19 protein-coding genes, 3 rRNA genes and 1 pseudogene are annotated in these 25,083 nt (G+C 68.0%); 9 read left to right on the top strand and 14 right to left on the bottom strand.

Going from position 1 to position 25,083, the window contains the following annotated elements; translation table 11 throughout:
- Positions 1-16: 16 nt before the first annotated feature.
- Genes WBK31_RS08380 through WBK31_RS08370 form a run of 3 tightly spaced genes read right to left on the bottom strand, consistent with a single transcriptional unit; the run spans position 17 to position 1,928 of the window.
- Positions 17-916, bottom strand: coding sequence for an NAD kinase (locus tag WBK31_RS08380; protein WP_364065882.1), 900 nt, complete (start codon positions 914-916; stop codon positions 17-19).
- Positions 913-1,725 (bottom strand): TlyA family RNA methyltransferase, encoded by an 813-nt coding sequence (locus WBK31_RS08375; RefSeq protein ID WP_378790118.1) that lies wholly within the window; start codon positions 1,723-1,725, stop codon positions 913-915. Before WBK31_RS08375 ends, WBK31_RS08380 begins: the two co-directional genes overlap by 4 nt.
- Positions 1,722-1,928, bottom strand: a complete 207-nt coding sequence (locus WBK31_RS08370; protein ID WP_364065888.1) for a hypothetical protein — start codon at positions 1,926-1,928, stop codon at positions 1,722-1,724. Before WBK31_RS08370 ends, WBK31_RS08375 begins: the two co-directional genes overlap by 4 nt.
- Positions 1,929-2,054: 126 nt before the next feature.
- Here WBK31_RS08370 and WBK31_RS08365 point away from each other — a divergent pair, with 126 nt between their 5' ends.
- On the top strand, positions 2,055-2,402 hold the full coding sequence (locus WBK31_RS08365) for an SCP2 sterol-binding domain-containing protein (RefSeq protein WP_364065891.1): 348 nt from the start codon (positions 2,055-2,057) through the stop codon (positions 2,400-2,402).
- Between the two features lie 108 nt (positions 2,403-2,510).
- Here the strand turns inward: WBK31_RS08365 and WBK31_RS08360 are convergent, their stop codons facing one another.
- Positions 2,511-3,482 carry an HAD-IIA family hydrolase gene (locus WBK31_RS08360; protein WP_364065894.1) on the bottom strand — a complete coding sequence of 324 codons (972 nt, stop codon included), beginning with the start codon at positions 3,480-3,482 and terminating at the stop codon, positions 2,511-2,513.
- 161 nt (positions 3,483-3,643) lie between these two features.
- Positions 3,644-4,066 (bottom strand): tetratricopeptide repeat protein, encoded by a 423-nt coding sequence (locus WBK31_RS08355; RefSeq protein WP_406674574.1) that lies wholly within the window; start codon positions 4,064-4,066, stop codon positions 3,644-3,646.
- A gap of 71 nt (positions 4,067-4,137) precedes the next feature.
- Between WBK31_RS08355 and WBK31_RS08350 the strand changes: the two are divergent.
- From WBK31_RS08350 to WBK31_RS08340, 3 genes and pseudogenes are all read left to right on the top strand, one after another.
- Positions 4,138-5,121 (top strand): annotated as a pseudogene (locus WBK31_RS08350) (DUF1015 domain-containing protein); the annotation flags it as partial.
- 163 nt (positions 5,122-5,284) lie between these two features.
- Positions 5,285-5,506 carry a hypothetical protein gene (locus WBK31_RS08345; protein WP_378790293.1) on the top strand — a complete coding sequence of 74 codons (222 nt, stop codon included), beginning with the start codon at positions 5,285-5,287 and terminating at the stop codon, positions 5,504-5,506.
- 714 nt (positions 5,507-6,220) lie between these two features.
- The gene (locus tag WBK31_RS08340) at positions 6,221-6,553 is read left to right on the top strand and encodes a hypothetical protein (protein WP_364065903.1); all 333 of its coding nucleotides are present in this window, start codon (positions 6,221-6,223) and stop codon (positions 6,551-6,553) included.
- A gap of 635 nt (positions 6,554-7,188) precedes the next feature.
- On the opposite strand, the gene WBK31_RS08335 is transcribed toward WBK31_RS08340, so the two are convergent.
- On the bottom strand, positions 7,189-7,605 hold the full coding sequence (locus WBK31_RS08335; RefSeq protein WP_364065905.1) for a single-stranded DNA-binding protein: 417 nt from the start codon (positions 7,603-7,605) through the stop codon (positions 7,189-7,191).
- A gap of 109 nt (positions 7,606-7,714) precedes the next feature.
- On the opposite strand from WBK31_RS08335, the gene WBK31_RS08330 reads away from it, so the two are divergent.
- Positions 7,715-8,644, top strand: coding sequence for an MBL fold metallo-hydrolase (locus tag WBK31_RS08330; RefSeq protein WP_364065908.1), 930 nt, complete (start codon positions 7,715-7,717; stop codon positions 8,642-8,644).
- 117 nt (positions 8,645-8,761) lie between these two features.
- Here WBK31_RS08330 and WBK31_RS08325 read toward each other — a convergent pair whose 3' ends face one another.
- A complete protein-coding gene (locus WBK31_RS08325; protein ID WP_364065911.1) occupies positions 8,762-9,799 on the bottom strand; it encodes a hypothetical protein in 1,038 nt (345 codons plus the stop codon).
- Between WBK31_RS08325 and WBK31_RS08320 the strand changes: the two genes are divergently transcribed.
- A complete protein-coding gene (locus tag WBK31_RS08320) occupies positions 9,704-10,738 on the top strand; it encodes a hypothetical protein (RefSeq protein WP_378790119.1) in 1,035 nt (344 codons plus the stop codon). The two genes, WBK31_RS08325 and WBK31_RS08320, sit on opposite strands and share 96 nt — an antisense overlap.
- A 343-nt stretch (positions 10,739-11,081) precedes the next feature.
- Positions 11,082-11,852 carry a methyltransferase domain-containing protein gene (locus WBK31_RS08315; RefSeq protein ID WP_406674573.1) on the top strand — a complete coding sequence of 257 codons (771 nt, stop codon included), beginning with the start codon at positions 11,082-11,084 and terminating at the stop codon, positions 11,850-11,852.
- A gap of 1,101 nt (positions 11,853-12,953) precedes the next feature.
- Here the strand turns inward: WBK31_RS08315 and rrf are convergent.
- The 4 genes from rrf to WBK31_RS08295 all read right to left on the bottom strand — a co-directional run bounded on the left by rrf (position 12,954) and on the right by WBK31_RS08295 (position 19,488).
- A 5S ribosomal RNA gene (gene rrf, locus WBK31_RS08310) occupies positions 12,954-13,070 on the bottom strand.
- Between the two features lie 79 nt (positions 13,071-13,149).
- Positions 13,150-16,260: ribosomal RNA gene (locus tag WBK31_RS08305) — 23S ribosomal RNA — on the bottom strand.
- 315 nt (positions 16,261-16,575) lie between these two features.
- Positions 16,576-18,099: ribosomal RNA gene (locus WBK31_RS08300) — 16S ribosomal RNA — on the bottom strand.
- Together the 16S, 23S and 5S rRNA genes form the textbook arrangement of a ribosomal RNA operon.
- A gap of 789 nt (positions 18,100-18,888) precedes the next feature.
- Complete coding sequence (locus tag WBK31_RS08295; RefSeq protein WP_378784027.1) at positions 18,889-19,488, bottom strand: HAD family hydrolase; 600 nt, start codon at positions 19,486-19,488, stop codon at positions 18,889-18,891.
- A gap of 106 nt (positions 19,489-19,594) precedes the next feature.
- On the opposite strand from WBK31_RS08295, the gene WBK31_RS08290 reads away from it, so the two are divergent.
- Positions 19,595-21,115, top strand: a complete 1,521-nt coding sequence (locus WBK31_RS08290; protein WP_406674572.1) for a glycosyltransferase family 39 protein — start codon at positions 19,595-19,597, stop codon at positions 21,113-21,115.
- Between the two features lie 98 nt (positions 21,116-21,213).
- Here the strand turns inward: WBK31_RS08290 and tyrS are convergent, their stop codons facing one another.
- Positions 21,214-22,482 carry a tyrosine--tRNA ligase gene (tyrS, locus tag WBK31_RS08285; protein WP_364070281.1) on the bottom strand — a complete coding sequence of 423 codons (1,269 nt, stop codon included), beginning with the start codon at positions 22,480-22,482 and terminating at the stop codon, positions 21,214-21,216.
- 86 nt (positions 22,483-22,568) lie between these two features.
- On the opposite strand from tyrS, the gene WBK31_RS08280 reads away from it, so the two are divergent.
- On the top strand, positions 22,569-22,970 hold the full coding sequence (locus WBK31_RS08280; RefSeq protein WP_364070283.1) for a PH domain-containing protein: 402 nt from the start codon (positions 22,569-22,571) through the stop codon (positions 22,968-22,970).
- Here the strand turns inward: WBK31_RS08280 and WBK31_RS08275 are convergent.
- Entirely contained in the window at positions 22,910-23,599 is a 690-nt protein-coding gene (locus WBK31_RS08275; RefSeq protein WP_364070286.1) for a DNA-3-methyladenine glycosylase, read from the bottom strand. The genes WBK31_RS08280 and WBK31_RS08275 overlap by 61 nt on opposite strands.
- The gene (gene argH / locus WBK31_RS08270; RefSeq protein WP_364070288.1) at positions 23,581-25,011 is read right to left on the bottom strand and encodes an argininosuccinate lyase; all 1,431 of its coding nucleotides are present in this window, start codon (positions 25,009-25,011) and stop codon (positions 23,581-23,583) included. Before argH ends, WBK31_RS08275 begins: the two co-directional genes overlap by 19 nt.
- Positions 25,012-25,083 lie beyond the last annotated feature (72 nt).

Here is a 25,083-nt window from a genome sequence, read left to right as displayed (position 1 = left end):
TCCGCACTCCATTCACTCAGGGTCGAGCCCTTCCGCGCCACCCCTGGACCGGCAGCTCGAACTTGGCGACCAGCCGATCGGTGAAGGGCGCGCCGGTGCTCTCCACCCCGTGCAGGCGGGCCAGCCGTACGGGCTCGGCGCCCCTGCGCACCTCGACGCGGGTGCCCGACGGCACCTCGAACTTGCGGCGTCCGTCACACCACATGACGCCGCCCGGGGTGTCGGGCAGGATCTCCACGGCCAGCGTGGAGCGCGGCGAGACGACCAGCGGCTTGGCGAACAGCGCGTGGGCGCTGATGGGCACCATGAGCAGCGCCTCGACCTCGGGCCAGACGACCGGCCCTCCGGCGGAGAACGCGTAGGCGGTCGAGCCCGTCGGGGTGGCGCAGATCACGCCGTCGCAGCCCCACCGCGACAGGGGACGGCCGTCGATCTCGGCGACCACCTCCAGCATGCGCTCCTGCTTTTCGACGGTGACCTCGTTGAGCGCCCAGGTGTCGGCGATCAGCCGGCCGTTCTGCCGGGCGATCACGTCGATCGTCATCCGCTCCTCGACGTCGTAGCGGCCGGCCACGACGGCGTCGACGGCGGAGGCCAGGTCGGCCACCTCGGCCTCGGCCAGGAACCCGACGTGGCCGAGGTTGACGCCGAGCAGCGGCGTGCCGGCCGGCTTGGCCAGCTCGGCGGCGCGCAGCAGCGACCCGTCGCCGCCCAGCACGATCATCACCTCGGCGTCCTTGGCGGCGCCCGGGTCGCCGTGCACCGCCTCGATGCCGTGGCAGCCCAGCTCGTCGGCCTCGGTGTCGAGCACCTTGACGGTGATGCCGGCATCGATCAGCCGCTCGATGACCAGGCGGGCGCTGTCGACGGCGGCCTCGCGCCCGGTGTGGACGGCGACCAGCACGGTGCGGTTCATTGCGGCCCTTCCGCGACGGCACGCCGGATCTCGGCGTCGAGGTCGGCGACCTCCGGCTCGCCCTCCCCCTTGCCGAGCCACAGCAGGTATTCGACGTTGCCCGACGGGCCGGGCAGCGGGCTGTAGGTCACGCCGCGCACGCTCAGCCCCAGCTCCTTCGCCTTGGCGGCGGCGCCGCGCACCGACTCGGCGCGCAGCTCGGGGTCGCGTACGACGCCGCCCGCACCGACGCGCTCCTTGCCCACCTCGAACTGCGGCTTCACCAGCAGCACGAAGTCGGCCACGGGGGCGGCGACCGCGGCGAGCGCGGGCAGCACCAGCCGCAGCGAGATGAACGACAGGTCGCCCACCACCAGCGTGGGAGGCTCGCCGACCATCTCGGGGGTGAGGTCGCGGACGTTCACCCGCTCCATGACCGTCACCCGCTCGTCGCTGCGCAGCGACCAGGCGAGCTGGCCGTAGCCGACGTCGACCGCCACCACGTGGGCGGCGCCGCGCCGCAGCAGCACGTCGGTGAACCCGCCGGTGGAGGCGCCCGCGTCCAGGCAGCGCCGCCCCTCCACCTTCAGCGAGGTGAACGTGTCGAGCGCGCCGAGCAGCTTGTGCGCTCCGCGCGAAACGTAGTCGGGGCCGTCGTCCGACTCCGCGACGACGATGGCGGCGGCGGTGTCGACCTGGGTGGCGGGCTTGCGCGCCCGCTGGCCTCCGACGCTCACCCGCCCTGCCTCGATCAGCTGGACGGCCTGCTCACGCGACCTGGCCATGCCGCGGCGGACCAGCTCGCTGTCGAGGCGGATCCTGCGGCTCACGGGCGTCCCACGGCGGGCGGCACGGGGACCGCGGGCCTGCCCGCGTCCTGCTCGTCAACGGCGGCGAGCGCGCTCTCCAGCCCGGAGAACGCCTCTTCGAAGACGGCGACGTGCTCGCTCACGGGCAGCTCGCCCAGCCTGGCCAGACCCGCCACGATGGCGTCGACGCGCGCGTCGCCGCTCTGCTCCGGCAGCTCACTCATGACTCGACCGTAACGCCTCCCGCGAGCGGCCGGGACCTTGGCAGGCGTGTCAGACGTTGAAGCCCATACGAGGGTGCTACTGATGTGGAACGCTACCGTCCGCAAAGGGATGAAAGGATACGCATCATGGCAAGCGTCGAGGAGTGCCGGGCGGCACTGGCCAAGCTCGTCACCCAGTTCGACGAGATCGACGAGGCCGACCGTGCCAAGCACGTGGTCGAGCGCACAGTCAGCTGCCGGGTGTCCGACCTCGACGTCACGTTCTACGGGCGGCTGCACTACGAGGGGCTCGATCCGTTCGTCGAGACGCCGCCGGGCGACGGCAGGCCCACGGACGTCAAGCTGACGATCGTCAGCGACGACCTGGTGGCGCTGGTCAACGGGGAGCTCGACCTGGCGCGGGCGCTGCTCGGCGGCCGGGTGAAGGTGGACGCGAGCTTCGGCGACCTGCTGCGGCTGCGCCGCCTGCTGTGAACGTCCCCCGCCAGCCGGCGAAAGCCCCGCCGAGCGCCGCGCGCACCCTTCACGCGGAAGACCCTTTTCACGCGCCGCGCGAACCTGCGGAAACGGCCCCCATCGTGGTCAGCTGAGGCGGTCGAGTGCGGGCTTCACGGCGTCCTCCTCCAGGCGCCCCTCCCCCGCGACCGCCCAGGCGACGTCGCAGGCGGCCCTCAGCCCGTCGATCCTGCTGCCCTCGCCCTCGAGCCGCAGCGCGCCGTCCTGCCACCGGGCCCGCCATCCCCCGCAGGCGCCGTCGCGCACCTCGGGGCAGGGCTGGAGCAGCGTCCGCAGGTCCTCGCCCACGTACGTGGGACGGTGGCGCGGCTCGGCCGTCAGCACGTCGGCCGGCGTCGTGACCCCGGTGAGCACGAGCAGGCTCTCGACCCCCGCGTTCGTGGCCCCCTCGATGTCGGTGTCGAGCCGGTCGCCCACGACCAGCGGGCGGCGCGCGTTCGTCCTGATCATCGACTCCCGGTGCAGCGGCGGCTCGGGCTTGCCCGCGTAGATCGGCTCGACGCCGGTGGCCGTGGCGATCACGCGCACCAGGGAGCCGTTGCCGGGCAGCTCGCCACGCGGGCTCGGCATCGTGCTGTCGCCGTTGGAGGCCACGAACAGCGCCCCCTGCCGCACCGCCAGCGCCCCTTCTGCGAGCAGTCCGTACGACAGCTCGTACGCGAACCCCTGCACCACCGCCACAGGCGACTCGGCGGCCGTCGAGACGGGCCTGAGCCCGCGATCACGTACCGCGAGCCGCAACCCGGAACCGCCGACCACCAGCACCTTCGACCCCGGCGGCACCCGCTCGGCGACCACGCGGGCGGCGGCCTGGGCGGAGGTGACGACGTCGTCGGCGGTGGCGGGCGCGCCCAGCCCGCGCAGGTGGGCGGCGATCGCGGCGGGGGTGCGGGAGGCGTTGTTGGTGACGTACGCGAGCCGGGCCCCGCGCCGCCTGGCCTCCTCCAGCGACTCGGGGGCGCCGGGGATCGCCTGCCTGCCCAGGTAGACCACGCCGTCGAGGTCGAGCAGCAGGGTGTCGAAAGCGTCGATCAGCACAGTGCCTCTTCCCGTTCGCCTGTCACGCCGCGTGCGACTCTAGCGCCGCCCTCGTACCCGCTCGCGGGGAGGCCGACCACCCTCGGGAAGACCGACCGCCCTCGGAGCCACTCGCGGGGGACAGAACGCTCGCGGCGAGACGCCGACGGCGGACGAACGGATCACATCTCTTTGCGCGCCTTCAACGTCGCGCGCACACTCCGCAACGCCGACACGTAATTACGATCGTCGGGACGCATGGCCACCGCGATGGCCAGCGGTTCCTGAGCTCCTTCCACATCCCCGGTACGCCACAATGACAATCCCAGTCCGAAATACGCGTAGTCCTCGGTCGGGTTGGCGTCCACGATCTGCCGGAAACTCTCGGCGGCCTCGGCATAGTGGCGGGAGTTGAACTGGGCCCGTGCCAGCGCCTCCAGAATGCTGCGCGAGTCCGGCTGCGCGGCGGCGGCCCGTTCCAGCAGTGCCGCGGCGGCGGCCGGGCTGCCGTCGTTCAGCAGCTTGACCCCGCGCTGGTACCAGTCGTAAACACCACCTCTGGGAGCTCCCGAATTCTGGTCATGGACGTTTCCCTCGTGAGCCATGGGTGAGAACTCCTTCATCGCTGTACGGGTGACCCCGCCACGCCTGCCGCGGTGCGGGCACGACTGCAACCATGGGCCGGTTTTCGGAAGGAACGGGCATTTATGGCAGCATGCCCGGTATGGGGACTCCTGAACTGCCGATACCAGATGGACTGGTGCTACGGCCCTTCCGCGGCGTGCGTTTCGCTGTCGAAGATCCCGCCAAGGTGACCTCCCCGCCGTACGACCTCATCTCCGACGCCGACGTCGAGGTCCTCCTTGACGCTCACCCGAACAACGTCGTCCGTCTCATCCTTCCCTGTACGCCTTCGGGTGATTCCTCTGGCACCACGAGCCTCGCCGCGGAACAGCCGTCACCCGGCCGGTACGCCGAGGCCAGGGAGACGTTGCGGGCCTGGCTCGACTCCGGCGTCCTGGTCCCCGACGAGGTGCCCGCCCTTTACGTCTACGAGCAGAGCGGCCCCGGCGTCCTGCAGCGCGGCCTCATCGGCGACGTCGCGCTCGCCGACCCCGGCCGGCGCGTCATCCTGCCGCACGAGGACGTCATGCCCGGCCCGATCGCCGACCGCCTGGCCCTCATGAGCACCACCCAGGCCAACCTGGAGCCGATCTTCCTCCTGTACGACGGCGACGGCGGCGCCGCCACCCGGCTGGTCGACGGGGTGGCCACCACCCGTGACCCCCTGGTCACGGCGCACACCGAGGACGGCCTCACCCACCGCCTCTGGGCCATCACCGACGAGTCCGAGATCGCCGCCGTCAACGCCGACCTCCACCCTCGCCAGGCCCTCATCGCGGACGGCCACCACCGGTACGCGACCTACCGCGTCCTGCAGCGGCAGGAACGCGCCACCCGCGCCGCGCCCGCCTCCGGCCCCTGGGACTTCGGCCTGGCCCTGCTCGTGGACTCGGCCGCGTACCCGCCCGACCTCAAGGCCATCCACCGCGTCATCCCCGGCCTGCCGCTCTCCGAAGCCGTCGCCAAGGCCAAGGGCGCCTGGCGGGTCCAGGACTACGCCGACCTCGCCGCCGGCCTCGCCGCGCTCCAGGACGCCCCCGAGCCCGCGTTCCTGCTGGCCGACGGGCACACCGCCCACCTGCTCACCGGCCCCGACCCCGTACAGCTGGCCCGTGCCATGCCAGGCCGACCATTCCGACCGCTGGAACGCGCTCAACACCTCCATCCTCTCGGAGTTCATCCTCCCCGTGGTGTGGGGCATGCAGGACAGCGACCAGGCCGTACGCATCGTCCACCACGACGCGCAGGCCGCCGCCGGCCTGGCCGCCCGCATCGGCGGCACCGCCGTCCTGCTGAAGCCGCTCGCCGTCGAAGACGTCCTGGCCGTCGCCGCGGCCGGCGAACGCGTCCCCCGCAAGTCCACCTCCTTCGGCCCCAAACCCCGCACCGGCCTCGTCCTCCGCACCTTCGCCATCGACTGACCGCGGGCCGGTCCCACCGGCAGCAGGCGGGATGCCCGAACCCCCGTACGGACAGGGCGGCTTGCGCAACGTCCCCAGAATCGTTCAGGACCGCCTCACCCGCCACCCGAATGGTTGCTGAGCCTTCTGGCCCGAAGAGCCACCGCAGAATGCCTGACAGCCACAGAGCCGCGCTCCGGCCCCCGCCGGATCGGAGCCGGGCCAGACCCTGAAGACCGAACCCGCGCGTGCGATGACCAGGAACACAAGCACACGCTCACTGCGCAACCCGAGCCACAAGCACACCACAGTGGAGAGCCACAAGCACGCCGCGGTGGAGAGCCGGCAGCACACCACAGTGGAGAACCGACAGCACACCACAGTGGAGAGCCAGGAGCATGCCGCGGTGGACCCGACGGACCTCAGGAACGGAACCGGAACACATCGGAGGGCAGACCATCACGAGCACGGGTGAGCTGAGTTACGGACCGTCCACGTGCATACACCGGATCGAATCTCGGCCGCCGGGAGAAATTCTTCTACCGGCAAGTGAGATCAGGCCATGATTCATCCCGCCTTTTCCACCCGGCCCGGACTGCCCGGCCGGGAGAAGAAATCACACCACGGCTTTGAACCGTGCGCACGCTCACGTCCAAGTCCTGTCACCATAGGCCGCAGTTCATTTGGCTCGGCATAAGGCCTGGCCACAGCACTATTGCTACTGAGGTAGGTCGGATGGACCTCGAAGAAGAGATCACCAACCTCAAGCAGCGCCTCCAGGCGCTCGAGTCCGGCTCGTCCTCCGATGAGGACGAGCCGGCGACACCGGTCGCCGCCGGCGCTCCCGTCGTCGCTCAGTACCCCGAGGGGCTGGCCGACGACCTGGAGGCCCTCAACGTGGAGATCACAGGGCTCCGCTGGCAGGCACGGGAGTACTTCACCTCCGGCCAGGCCCAGCTGCAACAGCAGCTCGACGATCTCCGCATCGGCGTGTACCTGCTGGACTGCAAACTCGACGAGCTGCTCAAGCGAAGCATGACCTGGGGAGGAGACGAGGGGCCGCTGTAAGGGGGTCAGGGCCTCATGGGAGCCATAAGGTCCTGACCTTCGCCCGCCAAAGGTTGGGTTCCAGCCCGGCATCGGCGCCCAGAACGAGCATCCGGAGCCCTCCGGCCGACCCTGCTTTCCGAGCCTTGACGGCCGGTGCGACGGCAGAGCCCCGGACGGGACAAACAACAGGACAAAGCGATAAGGCACGGCAGAAGGGGCTTCGCCGCTCGTTCCTACCGGCAGGCCCCTTCTTCCTTCTCCGGCTACGCACTCCTGTCGTCCTCTGCCATCGCCACGAGACGAACAGACGGAAAGTGGTGCCTACTCCCGGCTGTGGGCAGGAAGACACGCGGGCCCACATCACCGCCCGCCCTACCGGTATCGCCTCGATCGGCGAGCCATGGCGCCTGCAAGCGCAGGTAAGGGAAAGGCATGAGGAGTGTGGTCCCCGTGGCCGGTCTTCGCACTCATGGCCCTCGCACTTGGCTTGCGGCGCGGCGTCACCTCGCCAACACCCTGGCGACCGCCGACGGCCGGCACCCGGACTGCCCGGCCCCAGCCGTCGGTCCCTCCAGTCTCGGAATCTGCGTGCCGCCCACGGCGAGCACGAACGGCCCACGCCGTGACCGTCCACCAGCCCCGCCAAGCCGCCCTCACCCCGTAGGCGCCAAGTACTGCACCTGTCTCGGCACCAAAGCCGCCACCTGCCCCGCCGAGCCCACATCATCCGGGGCCCCGACATCCGGGGCCACAAGTGACACCTCGTACGGCTTGACGCTGCTCACCTCCACCTCGTACCGCCAGATCTTGGCCGCCGCCGGCCCGAAGACGCGGCAGCGGAACGCCCCCGTCACCTCCATGTACTCGCGAGGCTTGAGAGCGCGCACCACGGCGGCCGTCTCCGGGTCGAACGTGACGCAAGGAATGCTGTCGGTCAGGGCGGCACCCCGGCGGTGGCGACGGCGGCGGACGATGATGCGCCATTTCGTCGCGGTGTCGCCGCTCGGCAAGGGGTGCTCCTCGGCGGGCGCGGACAGTCTCCCCACCAGCAAGACTTCGTTTCGGTCCACGGTCGTCCTCCCATCGGTGCTCTGGTGGAGATCACTCTCTACGATGAGGAGGACGCCGGATCGGCTCGAATGCCGTTCTGGGGACAGCGGCGGACGATCGGGAGTGCCTGTGGACAACATCAAAGCACTGGGCGGCGACGTCTATGAGATCGACACCAAGATGGCCGGATACTCCGGCATCACGGCCGGCTACCTGATCCTCAGCGACCGCCCATGCCTGGTGGAGACAGGGACATCGACCTCCGCCCCCGTGGTGCGCGACGCGATCGCCTCGCTCGGCGTGGGCCCCGACGAGCTCGCCACGGTCGTGGTGACCCACATTCACCTCGACCACGCCGGCGGAGTGGGGGACATCGCCAGGTTCTTCCCGTCCGCGCAGATCGTCGTACACGAGAAAGGCGCGCGCCACCTCGCCGATCCGTCACGCCTGATGGCCAGCGCCCGCATGGTGTGGGGCGACAAGCTCGACACGCTCTTCGGCGAGCTCTCCCCGACCGAGGCCGAACGCATCGTCGCCCTCGGCGACACCGGCGCCATCGACCTCGGCAACGGCCGCACGCTGAGCAGCCACTACTCCCCCGGCCACGCCAAGCACCACGTGGGCCTGGTCGACTCCGCCACCGGCGACCTGTACGTCGGCGACGCCGCCGGCGTCTACCTGCCCGAAACGGGCGATCTGCGCCCCGCCACCCCGCCGCCGGACTTCGACCTGCAGACCGCGCTCAACTCGATCGCGCTGTTCGGGGCCCTCGACCCGCAACGACTGCTCTTCAGCCACTACGGCCCGGTCGACGCGGTCAAGGAGACGCTTGAACGGTCCGCCGAAGAGCTCCGGGTATGGGTGGATCTGACCCGGCAGGCCCACGCCGAGGGCATGGACCTCGATCACGCCGTCGCCATGGTCAGGGACCGTACGAAGGCGCGCTACACCGAGCCGGCGCCCGACGACGAGCGAGCCGAGCAGTTGGAGCTGCTCAGCGGCGCCCAGTCCAACGTCGCGGGCATCCTGCACTGGCTCGACCGCGTCTCCCCCCGATGACGCAGCGCGCGCCCCGGTGACCCGCGTACCGGCATCCGGCTGCGGAACGAGGAAACGAACAAGCGGCGGGCACGCGCATTCCGCGTGCCCGCCGCGTCAGGTCAAACGGCCGCGCCGTCAGCCGTCCGACTTGCCAGGCTTCTTGTCGTCGCCGGGCTCGTCCGGCCCATTCTGTACGTCCTCGAACTGCGGTTCGATGAATGCCGGCGTGATGCCGGGAGCCTCCTCGGCCTGAGCCCGGGCATCAGTACTGGACTCGACCTCAGCCTTCTCGGACTCCGCCTTCTCCGAGGATCCGTCGGCGGGCTCCTCGGCCGGCTCGACCGCTTCGGGAGCTTCGTCCCCGGCATCCCCCGGTACGTCGTCCCGATCGCTCAGCAGGTCACCCGCCTCGGCGAGCGCCTCCTCGTCGTCCGGCTCATCATCCGCCTCGGGCGCGACACCGGCGTCGTCGAAGTCGTCCTCGTAGTCGAGGTCCTCCTCGACGTCCTCGATGACGGCTCCGGTCAGCTCGGCGTACCGCTCGGCCGCGTCCGTCTCGCCGTCCTCGTCGAACGCCATCGCGCGGCCGAACCAGTCGGTCGCCGCCTCGTGGTGCCCGGCTTCGGCCAGCGCGTCCGCGTACGCGAAGGCGAGCCGCGCCGACCACGGCCGCGGCTTCGGGTCGCGCAGCTCCGGCAGGCGCTGCAACGTGATCACAGCCGCGTCGTGCTGGCCGAGGTCGCGGCGGGCGCCGGACTCGACGATGGTCAGCTCGATGCGTCCGGCCCGGTCGAGACGCTCTGCCTCAGGCGAACGGATGAGGTCGATGGCCCGCTCGGGACGGCCGAGACCGCGCTCGCAGTCGGCCATGATCGGCAGGTACGCCTCCGAGCCCGTCATCCTCCTGGCCGCGCGCAGGTCGCTCAGCGCCTCGGAGTAGTGCCCGGCGCGGTAGGCGACGATGCCGGCGGCCTCGCGTACGACGCCGATGCGCGCCGCGAACCTGCGCGCCACCTTGGTGTGCTCGTGCGCCCGGTCGGGGTCGTCCTCCTCCAGCGCCCGCTCGGCCGCGACGAGGTGCCGTCCGACGAGGTCGGCGAGGTCGCCGGGGAGCGAACGCAGCTCCTCCAGCACCTCCTTGTCGAGCTCGTCGATGGTGATGTCGGGCGCCACCTCGGGCAGCTTCTCCCGCTGCGGCGCCTCGGCGGCGGCGTCGCGGTCGCTCCTGCCGTAGCGGGCGCGGGTGCCTGCGGGCCTGTCGTCGCGGCGGCCGTCACGGGAGAACGGACGGGACTCGCCGCGCCCCCTGTCACGCGGGCCGCCCTCGCGAGCCGGCCTTCTGTCGTCCCGATCACGGTAGGGACGGCGCTCGTCCCAGTCACGGCGGGGACCGCGCTCGTCCCGGTAACCGCCGTCACGACGCGAGGAGTAGCCGCCCTCACGACGAGGACCGCGATCGTCGCGGAACCCGCCCTCACGACGCGAGCCACGGTCGTCCCGGAACCCGCCGTCACGGCGCGAACCGCGATCGTCGCGGAACCCACCTTCACGGCGCGGACCCCGGTCATCCCGGAACCCACCATCGCGACGCGGACGATCATCCCGCGACCCATACTCCCGCCGCGACCCCCGATCATCCCGATCGCGATAGCCGCCCTCGCGACGCGACGAGTAACCACCCTCACGACGAGGACCGCGATCGTCGCGGAACCCGCCCTCACGGCGCGGACCCCGGTCATCCCGGAACCCACCATCGCGACGCGGACGATCATCCCGCGACCCATACTCCCGCCGCGACCCCCGATCATCCCGATCGCGGTAACCGCCGTCGCGACGCGACGAGTAACCACCCTCGCGCCGGTCACCGTAGCCGCTGTCGCGACGCGGCCCGCGATCGTCGCGATCCCGGTAGGGACGGCGGTCGTCCCACTCGCGCCGAGGACCCCGATCGCCCCGATCGCCGCGGTATCCGCCCTCGCGGCGGTCACCGTAGCCGCCGTCACGGCGCTGGCCGCGATCGTCGCGATCCCTATAGGAACGACGGTCGTCTCGATAGTCGTCGCGCCGCGGCCCTCTATCTCCCCGGTTGCCGTAGCGCGACCTGTCGTCTGAACGGAACGGACGGTCGCCGCCAGAATCACGCCCGCGGGATCCGTACCCGCCGCTTCTGCCCCCTCCGCCGGAGCGCCTGTCCCCGTAGTCGCCGCGCCCGCGCTGTCCGCCGTCCGATCCGTTATCTCTGTTCACTTCTGGTCCATTTCGTTGACTCACCCAGCGGACTCACAACGACGGTCCACCAGGCTGGTCGCCGCCCGCCTGCGGGCCTTACGCGACGAAGGCCACCCCTGGGGTGGCCCGGTGTGCTCCCAGCCTAGCAAGCCGTGGAACGTCCACGAGCCCGCCGCAAACCGATATTGAGTGGACCCCGGACGCCCAGGCCGAGAGACTGCCTGCCATGTCTCTTCGCTTCCACGAAATCGCCGAGTCACGTCACCGCATTCTGAACCCCCTGACGGACGACAAGCTCAACCTCCTGGGCGAGATCTGCGGTTTCACGCCGGGCACGCGCATCCTCGACCTGGCCTGCGGAAAGGGCGAACTCCTTTCCCGCTGGGCGCACGAATACGCCATCGAGGGCGTGGGCGTCGACGTCAGCGAAGTGTTTCTGGACGCCGCCAGGAAACGCGCGGAAGAGCTGGCCGTCGCGCATCGCGTCGAGTTCGTGGAGGCCGACGCGAGCACGTACACCGACGCTCCTGAGTCGTACGACGTCGTGTCCTGCATCGGCGCCACCTGGATCGGCGGCGGCCTGAAGGGCACGCTGTCGCTGATGCGCCGCTGGCTGCGCCCCGGCGGCCTGGTACTGGTCGGCGAGTGCTACTGGCAGTCGCCTCCGCCGCCCGAGGCCCTCGCCGCTCTCCAGATCGGAGAGGACGACTTCACCTCATTGATCGGCACGGCCGACCGCGCGGAGGAAGCCGGCTTCGAACTCGTGGAAATGGTGCTGGCCGACCCCGACAGCTGGGACCGCTACATGGCCCCCCAATGGTGGGCGATCAGCGACTGGCTCCGCGCCAACCCCGACCACCCGGACGTCCCCGCCCTGCGCGACTTCCTCACCCGATCCCGCCGGTCGCACCTGGAGTACGGCCGCGACTACCTCGGCTGGGCGTCTTCGTCCTCCGCCCCCTCCGAACCGTCACGGAAACCACGGCCTGAGCGGTAAGCCCCGGCCAACAGCCTCGTTGCACGCCGACACCACACCTTCCGCCCGCATGACGAGGGCTATCAGAGACACTTCCGAGGCGGCGAACAGCGACGCGCCGAGCTTTCCAACCGACCGGTGCGGAGCTGTAGAGGAGCAATTCCGGGTGTGGTGCCAACCCACGGAGGAGCAGCTACAGATATCCGCGCCGCAACCGGCTTGACGATGCGCTCGCGGCCTTTCACGCGCGGTGACAGAAGGCGCCTCTCGGATAGCAGCCGGTTTCTGTTGGCGAGCTCCCACTGTCCTCGGTAACGAGCCCGCCGTAGACCCGCGAAAACCGACACTCCACCGATCCGGCTACGGGGTAGGCCCGTGCGAGACAAGCCCCGGAGCAGCCTCATGCAGCTCCGAACGACCAGCGAAAGCGACCGCCACGGCCCTACGCCCGGCCGCGAAAACGGCTCCAAGGCCACGACCCGGTCGCCGAGCTCCTGCACGCAGAACAGACCACCCGCCCGGAACGAACGTCGGGAACACCCAACACACCCGGTGAGCAAAACCCCCGGCCCAGACCGCACAGAGCCCGAAGCACCAGCCGAGCCGACCACCAACAGCCCTAAAACCCCGAAAAGCGATTCCCTCGCCTAACCCCCGGCACCGACCTGCACCACCCCGAACAGGCCACCCTTTCCCAGCACACCCTGAGCAGCGCCGGCGAAAGCGGAACCTCCAGCCCAACCGCACACGCACAAGACACTTCGCGTCACGCGGTAAGACCTCCGAGCAGGCCGGCAGCAGCGGAAGTCCCGACCGAGCAGGGCCGGCAACAGCGGGCTTCCCGACCCCGCCCACACAAACAAACAGCACCCTAGACGCGTGAAAAAGCCCCGAAAGCAGAGCCGGCAACCAGCAGCAGATGAGGCCGGACCGCGGCAGCGCTGGGCGAACACGTCACTGAGAAACCACCCAGCCACACGCGCACGCAACCGCCCACGAGGGCGGGGCGGAGGCATGAAGGCCAGCACACACAAAAAAGCCCGGGCATGCGAAAAGCCCGGGCATACAAAAGAGGGGCCCCAACACCCAAAACAAGTGTCAGAACCCCTCAATTGAAAGATTGTCCGGCGGTGACCTACTCTCCCACACCCTCCCGAGTGCAGTACCATCGGCGCTGAGAAGCTTAACTTCCGGGTTCGGAATGTAACCGGGTGTTTCCTTCCCGCCATAACCGCCGTAACCCCACGAAACAGCACACCATTTGCTGTCTCAGAATTGCCTAGTGAACGCGAGCACACGACCCAAAAGAGTCTGCTTTGTGGTCAAGTCCTCGGCCTATTAGTACCGGTCAGCTCCACACGTTACCGCGCTTCCACCTCCGGCCTATCAACCCGGTCATCACCCGGGAGCCTTACCCCACAACGTGGGTGGGAGACCTCATCTCAAGGCGAGCTTCCCGCTTAGATGCCTTCAGCGGTTATCCCTTCCGAACGTAGCCAACCAGCCGTGCACCTGGCGGTACAACTGGCACACCAGAGGTTCGTCCGTCCCGGTCCTCTCGTACTAGGGACAGCCCCTTTCAAGTCTCCTACGCGCGCAGCGGATAGGGACCGAACTGTCTCGCGACGTTCTAAACCCAGCTCGCGTACCGCTTTAATGGGCGAACAGCCCAACCCTTGGGACCTACTCCAGCCCCAGGATGCGACGAGCCGACATCGAGGTGCCAAACCATCCCGTCGATATGGACTCTTGGGGAAGATCAGCCTGTTATCCCCGGGGTACCTTTTAGCCGTTGAGCGACACCGCTTCCACACGCCGATGCCGGATCACTAGTCCCAGCTTTCGCTCCTGCTCGACCCGTCAGTCTCACAGTCAAGCTCCCTTGTGCACTTACACTCAACACCTGATTGCCAACCAGGCTGAGGGAACCTTTGGGCGCCTCCGTTACCCTTTAGGAGGCAACCGCCCCAGTTAAACTACCCACCAGACACTGTCCCCGATCCGGATCACGGACCAGAGTTAGACGTTCAAAACGACCAGAGTGGTATTTCACCAACGACTCCACCCGAACTAGCGTCCGAGCTTCCCAGTCTCCCACCTATCCTACACAAGACGCTCCAAACGCCAATGTCAAGCTGTAGTGAAGGTCCCGGGGTCTTTCCGTCCTGCTGCGCGTAACGAGCATCTTTACTCGTAGTGCAATTTCGCCGGGTCTGCGGTTGAGACAGCGGGGAAGTCGTTACGCCATTCGTGCAGGTCGGAACTTACCCGACAAGGAATTTCGCTACCTTAGGATGGTTATAGTTACCACCGCCGTTTACCGGCGCTTAAGTTCTCACCTTCGCCCAATCCGAAGACTGAGCTAAGCGGTCCCCTTAACGTTCCGGCACCGGGCAGGCGTCAGTCCGTATACATCGTCTTACGACTTCGCACGGACCTGTGTTTTTAGTAAACAGTCGCTTCCCCCTGGCCACTGCGACCCCCACCAGCTCCCACCGCAAGGATGTTCACCAGCAGAGGTCCCCCTTCTCCCGAAGTTACGGGGGCAATTTGCCGAGTTCCTTAACCACAGTTCACCCGATCGCCTTAGTATTCTCTACCTGACCACCTGAGTCGGTTTAGGGTACGGGCCGCCACAACACTCACTAGAGGCTTTTCTCGGCAGCATAGGATCATCCACTTCACCACAATCGGCTCGGCATCACATCTCAGGATCACACGCGGCGGATTTGCCTACCGCGCTCCCTACATGCTTACCCCAGGACAACCATCGCCTGGGCTGGACTACCTTCCTGCGTCACCCCATCGTTTACCTACTACCCAATCAGGCCGAGCGTTCAGCCTCACCCCAATCCCGAAGGACCGAGGGACTTAAGGACTCTTAGTATCAAGGGGTTCAGTATGGGCGCGTTGAAGCGGGTACGGGAATATCAACCCGTTGTCCATCGACTACGCCTGTCGGCCTCGCCTTAGGTCCCGACTTACCCTGGGCGGATTAACCTGGCCCAGGAACCCTTGGTCATCCGGCGCGAGGGTTTCTCACCCTCGATTCGCTACTCATGCCTGCATTCTCACTCGCACAGCCTCCACAACTAGATCACTCTGCTGCTTCACCGGCTGCACGACGCTCCCCTACCCACCAACAGGCTCAGTGTCCTGTCAGTGCCACGACTTCGGCGGTGTGCTTGAGCCCCGCTACATTGTCGGCGCAGAATCACTTGACCAGTGAGCTATTACGCACTCTTTCAAGGATGGCTGCTTCTAAGCCAACCTCCTGGTTGTCTCTGCGACTCCACATCCTTTCCCACTTAGCACACGCTTAGGGGCCTTAGTCGGTGATCTGGGCTGTTTCCCTCTCGACTACGAACCTTATCGCCCGCAGTCTCACTGCCACGCTCTCACTTACCGGCATTCGGAGTTTGGCTGACGTCAGTAACCTTGTCGGGCCCATCGGCCATCCAGTGCTCTACCTCCGGCAAGAAACACGCAACGCTGCACCTAAATGCATTTCGGGGAGAACCAGCTATCACGGAGTTTGATTGGCCTTTCACCCCTACACACAGATCATCCCCCAGGTTTTCAACCCTGGTGGGTTCGGTCCTCCACCCAGTCTTACCTGAGCTTCAACCTGCCCATGCGTAGATCACCCCGCTTCGGGTCTACAGCATGCGACTCAAACGCCCTCTTCAGACTCGCTTTCGCTACGGCTCCCCCACACGGGTTAACCTCGCCACACACCATAACTCGCAGGCTCATTCTTCAAAAGGCACGCAGTCACATCACAGCTGAGCAAGCCCAGCTAAGCTCCTACGGCTTGTAGGCACACGGTTTCAGGTACTCTTTCACAACCCCTCACCGGGGCACTTTTCACCTTTCCCTCACGGTACTCGTGCACTATCGGTCACCAGGGAGTATTTAGGCTTACCAGGTGGTCCTGGCAGATTCACACAGGATTCCTCGAGCCCCGTGCTACTTGGGATCCCCTCCAACAGTCCATCCAATTTCGCCTACCCGGCTCTCACGGTCTACGGCGCCCCTTCCCAGAGGCTTCAGCTATCAGACGGATTTATCACTGCTCGTGGCTCCGGCAGAAGCCACCGGAAGGTCCCACAACCCCGAACATGCAACGCCTGCCGGCTATCACACACGCCCGGTTTAGCCTCATCCGCTTTCGCTCACCACTACTCACGGAATCACTATTGTTTTCTCTTCCTACGGGTACTGAGATGTTTCACTTCCCCGCGTTACCACCAACCGCCCTATACATTCAGGCGGAGGCAACACCACATGACTGGTGCTAGGTTTCCCCATTCGGACATCCCCGGATCAACGTCTGGTTGGCGACTCCCCGAGGCTTATCGCAGCCTCCCACGTCCTTCATCGGCTCCTGATGCCAAGGCATCCACCGTGTGCCCTAAAAAACTTGGCCACAAAGATGCTCGCGTCCACTATGCAAATCTCAAACAACAAACAGCGACTCCAGACCCCACCACACAAACCCGTGCAGTGTTCGCTGGCCCTGTCTCCAAGGAACCGGTCGCCCGTTTCCTCAGGACCCAACAGTGTGCCCAAGCTCACCAAGCCCCCGCACGCCCGTTCCCACTCCCAACCATCCCCACAAGAGAGACCGCTGGGCGGTACTAGCACGCCGGCAACCCGGCAAACCTGAATAACCAGTGCTCCACTCGTGAGCTGTCACCACCCCACCAGACACTCGCCGGTGAAGAGTGAAGATGCTCCTTAGAAAGGAGGTGATCCAGCCGCACCTTCCGGTACGGCTACCTTGTTACGACTTCGTCCCAATCGCCAGCCCCACCTTCGACCGCTCCCCCCACAAGGGTTGGGCCACGGGCTTCGGGTGTTGCCGACTTTCGTGACGTGACGGGCGGTGTGTACAAGGCCCGGGAACGTATTCACCGCAGCATTGCTGATCTGCGATTACTAGCGACTCCGACTTCATGGGGTCGAGTTGCAGACCCCAATCCGAACTGAGACCGGCTTTTAGGGATTCGCTCCACCTCACGGTATCGCAGCCCTCTGTACCGGCCATTGTAGCATGTTTGCAGCCCAAGACATAAGGGGCATGATGACTTGACGTCATCCCCACCTTCCTCCGAGTTGACCCCGGCAGTCCCCCATGAGTCCCCAACCCTCCGAAGAGGTTGCTGGCAACATGGAGCAAGGGTTGCGCTCGTTGCGGGACTTAACCCAACATCTCACGACACGAGCTGACGACAGCCATGCACCACCTGTCACCCAGCCCAAAAGGGAAACCCCATCTCTGAGGCGGTCCGGGTGATGTCAAACCTTGGTAAGGTTCTTCGCGTTGCGTCGAATTAAGCAACATGCTCCGCCGCTTGTGCGGGCCCCCGTCAATTCCTTTGAGTTTTAGCCTTGCGGCCGTACTCCCCAGGCGGGACGCTTAATGCGTTAGCTCCGGCACGGAGATCGTGGAAGACCCCCACACCTAGCGCCCAACGTTTACAGCGTGGACTACCAGGGTATCTAATCCTGTTCGCTCCCCACGCTTTCGCTCCTCAGCGTCAGGTAAGGCCCAGCAAGCCGCCTTCGCCACCGGTGTTCCTCCTGATATCTGCGCATTTCACCGCTACACCAGGAATTCCACTTGCCCCTACCTACCTCTAGCCGGCCCGTATCCACCGCAGACCCGCAGTTAAGCTGCGGGCTTTCACGGCAGACGCGACCAGCCACCTACGAGCTCTTTACGCCCAATAATTCCGGACAACGCTTGCGCCCTACGTATTACCGCGGCTGCTGGCACGTAGTTCAGCCGGCGCTTCTTCTGCAGGTACACGTCAACTTCGTCCCTGCTGAAAGAGGTTTACAACCCGAAGGCCGTCATCCCCCACGCGGCGTCGCTGCGTCAGGCTTCCGCCCATTGCGCAATATTCCCCACTGCTGCCTCCCGTAGGAGTCTGGGCCGTGTCTCAGTCCCAGTGTGGCCGGTCGCCCTCTCAGGCCGGCTACCCGTCGTCGCCTTGGTAGGCCACTACCCCACCAACAAGCTGATAGGCCGCGAGCCCATCCCCAACCGAAAAAACTTTCCACCACCAGACCATGCGGCCAGAGGTCATATCCGGTATTAGACCCAGTTTCCCAGGCTTATCCCAGAGTCAGGGGCAGGTTGCTCACGTGTTACTCACCCGTTCGCCGCTCGAGTACCCCCGAAGGGGCCTTTCCGCTCGACTTGCATGTGTTAAGCACGCCGCCAGCGTTCGTCCTGAGCCAGGATCAAACTCTCCAAACAATGTCTGGAAAACAATCCCAGCCGACATCAACAACATTGATGCCAACTAAAAGGAATCCACGTCATGGAAACATGACGGGGTAATGCATCATGCACTGGCTTTTAACACACTGTTGAGTTCTCAAGAAACGGACGCGTACACCCGGCTGAGACCCACTTTCGGTGGGCCTCGCGCCGTGAGGCGCTATCTCGTTCACCGCAATCTTATCAGTTCGCCTCGCCTCGTGTCGACTCTCGCGACTTGACGAGAAGCGAATCGGACTTCCAAGATTGTCTGCCCCGATCTGAGGCAACCCCCGCAACGTACCGTGTCACTGTGGTCATGTCGAATCAACCGAATTTTCGGTGATGTCGACACACTCCAGGACAACCCGTGCGAGAACACGCCGAAGCGGCCTCGCCGAGTGGCTCGTTACTTCAAGGGGTTTGCCCTGGGGCCCGTCCGCCTGTCCGGCGTCCGGCTCACTCCCGGGGCGAAGTGAAAGATTAGGTGCCGATCCACGACTCGTCAAATCGCCCCGCCCTACGCGACGAAACCCGCCCCAACGCGGTGACGCCCACCCCAACGCCGCTGCCTCCACCCCGACACGGCCATGCCCGACCCAACGCGACAACCGCCGGTCTATCGCGACAGGGGCGACCTACGCGGTAAGAAACAGCCGTGAGCGTTCCGGGTCACGCATCAGCCCAAGCCATCGGCTAGAGCACCCCAGGTCAAGCCCGAGGCCAAGAAGCAGAGTGAGGCAGGTGCGGCGTGCCAGATCCCTGCGGAGCGGCATGCCCCCGCCGTCACAGGGCGACGGTCTTGGCAAGTTCGCGCACCTGCTCGACCGACCGGAAGACCTCGGCCGTCATGCCCGCCTCCCGCGCCGCCACCACGTTCTCCTCGCGATCGTCGATGAACAGCACCTCCCCCGGCGCCACGCCCATCCGCTCCGCGCAGATCTCGTACGCACGCCGATCCGGCTTCGCCACCCCCTCCCGGCACGAGAACGTCAGCGCGGCGAAGCGGCTGAGCAAGGAGCCGTGGCGCGACTCCCAGACGGGCACCAGGTCCGCGATGATGTTCGACAGCAAGCCGAGGCGGTGTCCCTGGTCGGCGAGTTCGTAGATCAGGCCGGCCATGGCGGTGTCGACGCGCGACCAGCTGTCGAGGTCGGCGGCGATCAGCGCGGGGACATCGGCGAAGCGTACCCCGAGCCGGTCGGCCACGGCGTTCCAGTAGGCGGTGCTGTCCTGGCCGGCGTCGTACGCCGGGCGGCAGGCCCAGTACGCCTCCCAGAACGGCTCTGCCTCGGCCCCGGCCAGCTCGACGATCCGCTGCCGCGCCTCATCCGCCTGGTTGAGGGCGATCACCCCATAGAGGTCGAAAACGATCACGTTTGCCATGTCCCCGACCATAACCGCACGTATCCTGCCTCGGGTGAACTCTGTCGCCACCCGTGTCGCTCCAGCACGTCCGGCCACGCGCCGGCGCGCGTTCGCTCCTTGGTGGATGGGGTTGCTCGGCGCGATCGCCGCGTTCTCGGGCACCGGCGCCAGCACCCTGAACGGCGACGAGCTGGCCACCATCAGCGCCGCCGAACGGTCGCTCGCCGGACTGTTCGAGCTGGCCCGCCACATCGACGGACACTTCCTGCCCTACTACCTGTTCATGCACTTCTGGGTGAAGGCGGGTACGGCCGAGCTGTGGCTCCGCCTGCCGTCGGCGCTGGCCATCGGGGTGGCGGCGTGGCTGCTGGCGGACCTGGGCCGGCGGGTGCACAGCACGCGAGCCGGAGTGGTGGCGGCGGGGGTGTTCGCGATCCTGCCGTCGGTGTCCTACTACGGGGCTTTCGCCAGGTCGTACGCGTTCGCCGCGGCGGCGGTGGTGCTCGCCTTCTGGACGCTGCACCGGGCGCTGGAGCTGCCGAGCGGGCGCAGGTGGGCGGCGTACGGTGCGGCGGTGGCGTTCGTGTGCTGCACGCACCTGTTCGCGGTGCTGGTGCTCCCCGCCCAGATCTTCCTGATACGGCGGGACGTGCTGCCCAAGATGGCGGCCGCGCTCGCCGTCGGATGCGTCCCCGCGGCGGTGCTGGGGCTGATCGGGTTCGGTGAGCGGCACGCCATCAGCTGGATCCCGCAGCGCGGCCCCGAGGTGTGGCTGAAGTTCCCGAAGATGGCGGCGGGCTCGGAGCCGCTGGGCATCGCGTTGTTCGCGATCGCCCTGGCGGGCGCCGTGCTGCTGTGGCGGGCGGCGGGCGAGCGGAGCTGGGCGGCGGCCCTGGCGGGATGGCTGGTGTCTCCGCCCGTGCTGCTGCTCGCGGTCTCCTGGCTCGTCACTCCCGTGTACGTGGACCGCTACCTCTTCGTGACCGCCCCCGCGCTCGCGCTGCTCGTGGGCATGGCGGTCGCCTGCCTGCCGCGCTTGCAGGTGGTGGCCGGAGTGCTGGTCGTGGTGGTGGGCTGCCTGGTCGCCCTGCCCGAGCACGTGGACGTGCGCGAGGAGAACGGCCGCATGGAGAACATCCCGTGGGCGCTGCGGGTGATCAAGGCGAAGCCGGACGACGCCATCGTCTACGGGCAGAGCCAGCTGCGTACCGGCTTCGACTACTACGCCGACTCCCTCATGCCGGTCGACGTCCTGCGCACGGAGGACGCGCCGGCCGCCACCGGGTTCGGCTACCGGGAACGGCGGGATGTCGCGGCGGCGCTGGCCGGGCGCGAGCGCGTGTGGGTGGTCTGGCGCGGCACCAAGCAGACGGGCCTCAAGGGCGACGGGCTCCCCCGGGTCGAGCAGGTACGCGAAGCCGGGTTCGAGCTGGAGCTGGCCAAGCACTCCGGCGATCTGCCGGGGCTGACGGTCGCGCTGTTCACCCGCCCCGAGGAACCGCAGCGGCCGGCGACGCCGCGCGTCACCCGGCGAACCTCCACGCAAGAGGGCGCCCAGCGGCGCAGGGCCGGCACGCCGGATCCGGCTGCGACCGCTCCCGGCAGGCGGGACACGCGCCGGGACGCGCCCGGCACCCAGCGGTAGCGCGGGCATGCGTAAGGGCGGGCGACTGCCACACAGTGCCCGCCCTCGACAGGCAGGCACGGCCGCTTCAGCAGGCGGCGCCCGCCCTCAGGGAGACCTCAGCCGACGACCTCGACGCCGCCGATCGACTTCTTGCCGCGCCGCAGCACCATGTACCGCCCGGCGAGCAGGTCCTCGGGGCCGGGCACGTACGCCTCGTCGGTGATCTTCCGGTTGTTGAGGTAGGCGCCGCCCTCCTTGATGACCCGGCGGGCCGCGGACTTGGACTCCACGATGCCGCTCTGCGCGAGCAGATCGACGTACGGCACCCCGAGCGCCGGGATGTCGGCCTTGGGCACCTCGGCCAGCGCGGCGCCGAGCGTGGAGGCCGGCAGCTCTTCGAGCGCGCCCTGACCGAACAGCGCCTTGGAGGCGGCGACCACGGCGTCCAGCTCCTCCTTGCCGTGCAGCAGCTCGGTGAGGTCGGCGGCGAGCACGCGCTGGGCCTCACGGGCGAAGGGCCGCTCGGCGACGGCCTTCTCCAGCTCCTCGATCTCCTCGCGGCTGCGGAACGTGAACACCTTCAGGTAGTGGATCACGTCGCGGTCGTCGGAGTTGAGGAAGTACTGGTAGAAGGCGTACGGGGAGGTCATCTCCGGGTCGAGCCAGAGGGCGCCGCCGGCGGTCTTGCCGAACTTGGTGCCGTCGGCCTTGGTGATCAGCGGCAGCGTCATGACGTGGACGTGGCCGCCCTCGACGCGCCGGATGAGGTCGGCGCCGGCGGTGATGTTGCCCCACTGGTCGCTGCCGCCGATCTGCAGCGTGCAGTTGTAGCGGCGGTAGAGCTCGAGGAAGTCGTACGACTGCAGGATCTGGTAGCTGAACTCGGTGTAGCTGAGGCCCTCACCGGCCAGCCGCGCCGAGACGGACTCCCTGGCGAGCATGCGGTTGACCGGGAAGTGCTTGCCGATGTCGCGCAGGAACTCGATGGCGCTCAGCTTGCCGGTCCAGTCGAGGTTGCTGACCAGGAGCGCGGCGTTGGGCTGGGCGTCGAAGTCGAGGAAGCGCCCGACCTGGCCGCGCAGCCGCTCGACCCAGCCGGCCACGACGTCGAGGTCGTTGAGCGAGCGCTCGGTGTTGCGCCCGCTGGGGTCGCCGATGAGGCCGGTGGCCCCGCCGACCAGGCCGATCGGGCGGTGGCCCGCCTGCTGGAAGCGGCGCAGCGTCAGCAGCGGCACGAAATGACCGACATGCAGGGACGGCGCGGTCGGGTCGAAACCGCAATAAAGCGTGATCGGTCCCTTGGCCATGGACGCACGCAGCGCGTCGAGGTCGGTGGACTGGGCGATCAGGCCTCGCCACGCGAGGTCGTCAAGGAAGTCGGTCACGGTGATCTGGCTTTCCTGTCGGATGTCGGTGCCTTTAGCCTGCCCGATCAGGCCGGATGCGCGCCACTTGGATACGCTGGGTGCCCATGTGGAGGGTCCGTCGCGAGCTGGCCGTTTTCAAGATCTTAGGGGCTCTGACGTGTGCCGGGCTCGGGGTCTACTGGTGGTCGGCCGGCGATGTCCGCGGCGTGATCCTCGCCGTTCCCGCGACGGTTCTGCTGGGGGCGATGGGGCTGCGCGACGTGCTGGTGCCGGTGCGGCTGGCGGCCGACGAGAGCGGCATCACGGTGGTGCACGGGTTCGCGGGGCGGCGGCACGTGCCGTGGGAGTCGATCGAGGAGATCAAGGTGGACGTGCGCAGGCGGTGGGGGCTGCGCAGCGAGATGCTGGAGATCGACACCGGCGACTACCTGCACATCTTCAGCGCTCATGAGCTGGGTGCCTCTCCGACGGAGGTGGCCGCGGCCCTGCGGCGCCGGGGCACGTGAGCCCGGTACGGGGAGACGGTCGGATCGCCGTCGATCCAGAACCGCCACGGCGTCTCCTTGGCCGTCGACACGCCGGTGCGCGGGCCTGACCTGATCGTCGCGGGATCGGCGGGACGGCCTTCCAGCACGGCGGCCGACTGCCGGGGACGGCCGGCGGGCGAGCCTTCGAGCACGGCGTCGATGCCGTTGTGCTCGCGCAGCAGGCCGAGCGCGACGGCCAGCCTGGCGGGCCCGCGCGCCAGGTCGCGGTCGGGGACCGGACGGCCGCCCGAGCGGCGGGCGCGCGCCTCGGCCACGCCCTCCACCACCTCGCCCGCGCGCAGCAGCACCGCCGAGCCGAAGCCCTCGGGCAGGCAGACGAGGTTGGCGCAGAAGTGCATGCCGTAGGTGAAGTACACGTACAGGTGGCCCGGCGGGCCGAACATGACGGCGTTGCGCGGGGTCTTGCCGCGGTAGGTGTGGGCCGCGGGGTCCTCGCCGGGGCCGCCGTACGCCTCGACCTCGGTCAGGCGTACGGCGACGGAACCGTGCACGAGCACGCGCCCGAGCAGGTCGGGCGCGACCTCGTGGGACGGCCGGTCGAAGAAGCTCCGCGGCAGCGGTGCGGAGCTCAGCCGCCCGCCGCCCATGCCGCCTGCGCGTCGACGACTTCGCGGAGTGCGATGAGCTGGTCGCGTACGCGGTCGGGCGCGGTGCCGCCGTACGCCTTGCGGGCCGCGAGCGCGCCGGGCACGCTCAGCACGTCGCGGACGTCGGGCGTCAGGTGCGGCGAGACCTTGGCCAGCTCGTCGTCGGTCAGCTCGCCGAGGTCCTTGTCGTTGACCTGGCACCAGACGACGAGGTGGCCGACCGCCTCGTGCGCCTCGCGGAACGGCACACCGCGCCGCACCAGCAGCTCGGCGAGGTCGGTGGCCAGGGCGTAGCCGTCGGGGGCGGAGGCCTCCAGGCGGGCGGTGTTGACGCGCATGGTGGCGACCAGGCCGGCCATCGCGGGCAGCACCAGCAGCAGGGTGTCGACGGCGTCGAAGACCGGCTCCTTGTCCTCCTGCAGGTCGCGGTTGTAGGTCAGCGGCAGGCCCTTAAGCGTGGTGAGCAGCGACATCAGGTTGCCGATGAGGCGGCCCGACTTGCCGCGGGCCAGCTCGGCCACGTCGGGGTTCTTCTTCTGCGGCATGATCGACGAGCCGGTGGAGTAGGCGTCGTCCATCTCGATCCAGCGGAACTCCTGCGAGGCCCACAGGACGATCTCCTCGCCGAGCCGCGACAGATGCACGCCGATCATGGCCGCGTCGAACAGGAACTCGGCGGCGAAGTCGCGGTCGGCGACGGCGTCCATCGAGTTGGGCGCGGCGGCGGCGAAGCCCAGCTCGTCGGCCACGGCCTGCGGGTCGAGCGGCAGCGACGAGCCGGCCAGGGCGCCGGAGCCGAGCGGGGAGATCGCGGCGCGCTTGTCCCAGTCGGTGAGCCGGTCGACGTCGCGGGCGAACGCCTGCACGTGGGCGAGCAGCTGGTGGCCGAACGAGACCGGCTGCGCGTGCTGCAGGTGCGTCATGCCGGGCGCGGCGGTATCGGCGTGCTGCTCGGCCTGCGCCATGAGCGCGGTCTCCAGCTCGACCAGGCGGGAGACGATCGTGCGGGCGTGGTCGCGGAGGTAGAGCCGCAGATCGGTGGCGATCTGGTCGTTGCGCGAGCGGCCGGCGCGCAGCTTGCCGCCGAGCGAGCCGAGCCGTTCGAGCAGGCCGCGCTCGAGCGCGGTGTGCACGTCCTCGTCGGCGACCGTCGGGCGGAACTCGCCGGACTTGCACGCCTGCTCGAGGTCGTCGAGCGCGCCGATCATGCGCTCGAGCTCCTCGTCGGTCAGCAGGTTCGCCCGGTGCAGCACGCGGGCGTGCGCCCTGGACGCCGCCAGGTCGTACGGCACCAGCCGCCAGTCGAAGTGGACGCTCACCGACAGCCGGGCCAGCGCGTCGGACGGGCCGCTCTCGAAGCGTCCGCCCCACAGCCGCATCGGCTTGCCTTCACTCACCGTTATGTCCTCCATATACGTTTTGGGCTGGCCGCGCCCGCGTCGGTGCTCGCCGGCATCGTGCCTCGCGCTCCCCCTAGCTCCTGC

This window comes from Nonomuraea sp. N2-4H, from assembly GCF_045291505.1.
Lineage (GTDB): Bacteria > Actinomycetota > Actinomycetes > Streptosporangiales > Streptosporangiaceae > Nonomuraea > Nonomuraea fastidiosa.
This window is presented reverse-complemented; position numbering and strand designations above follow the sequence as displayed.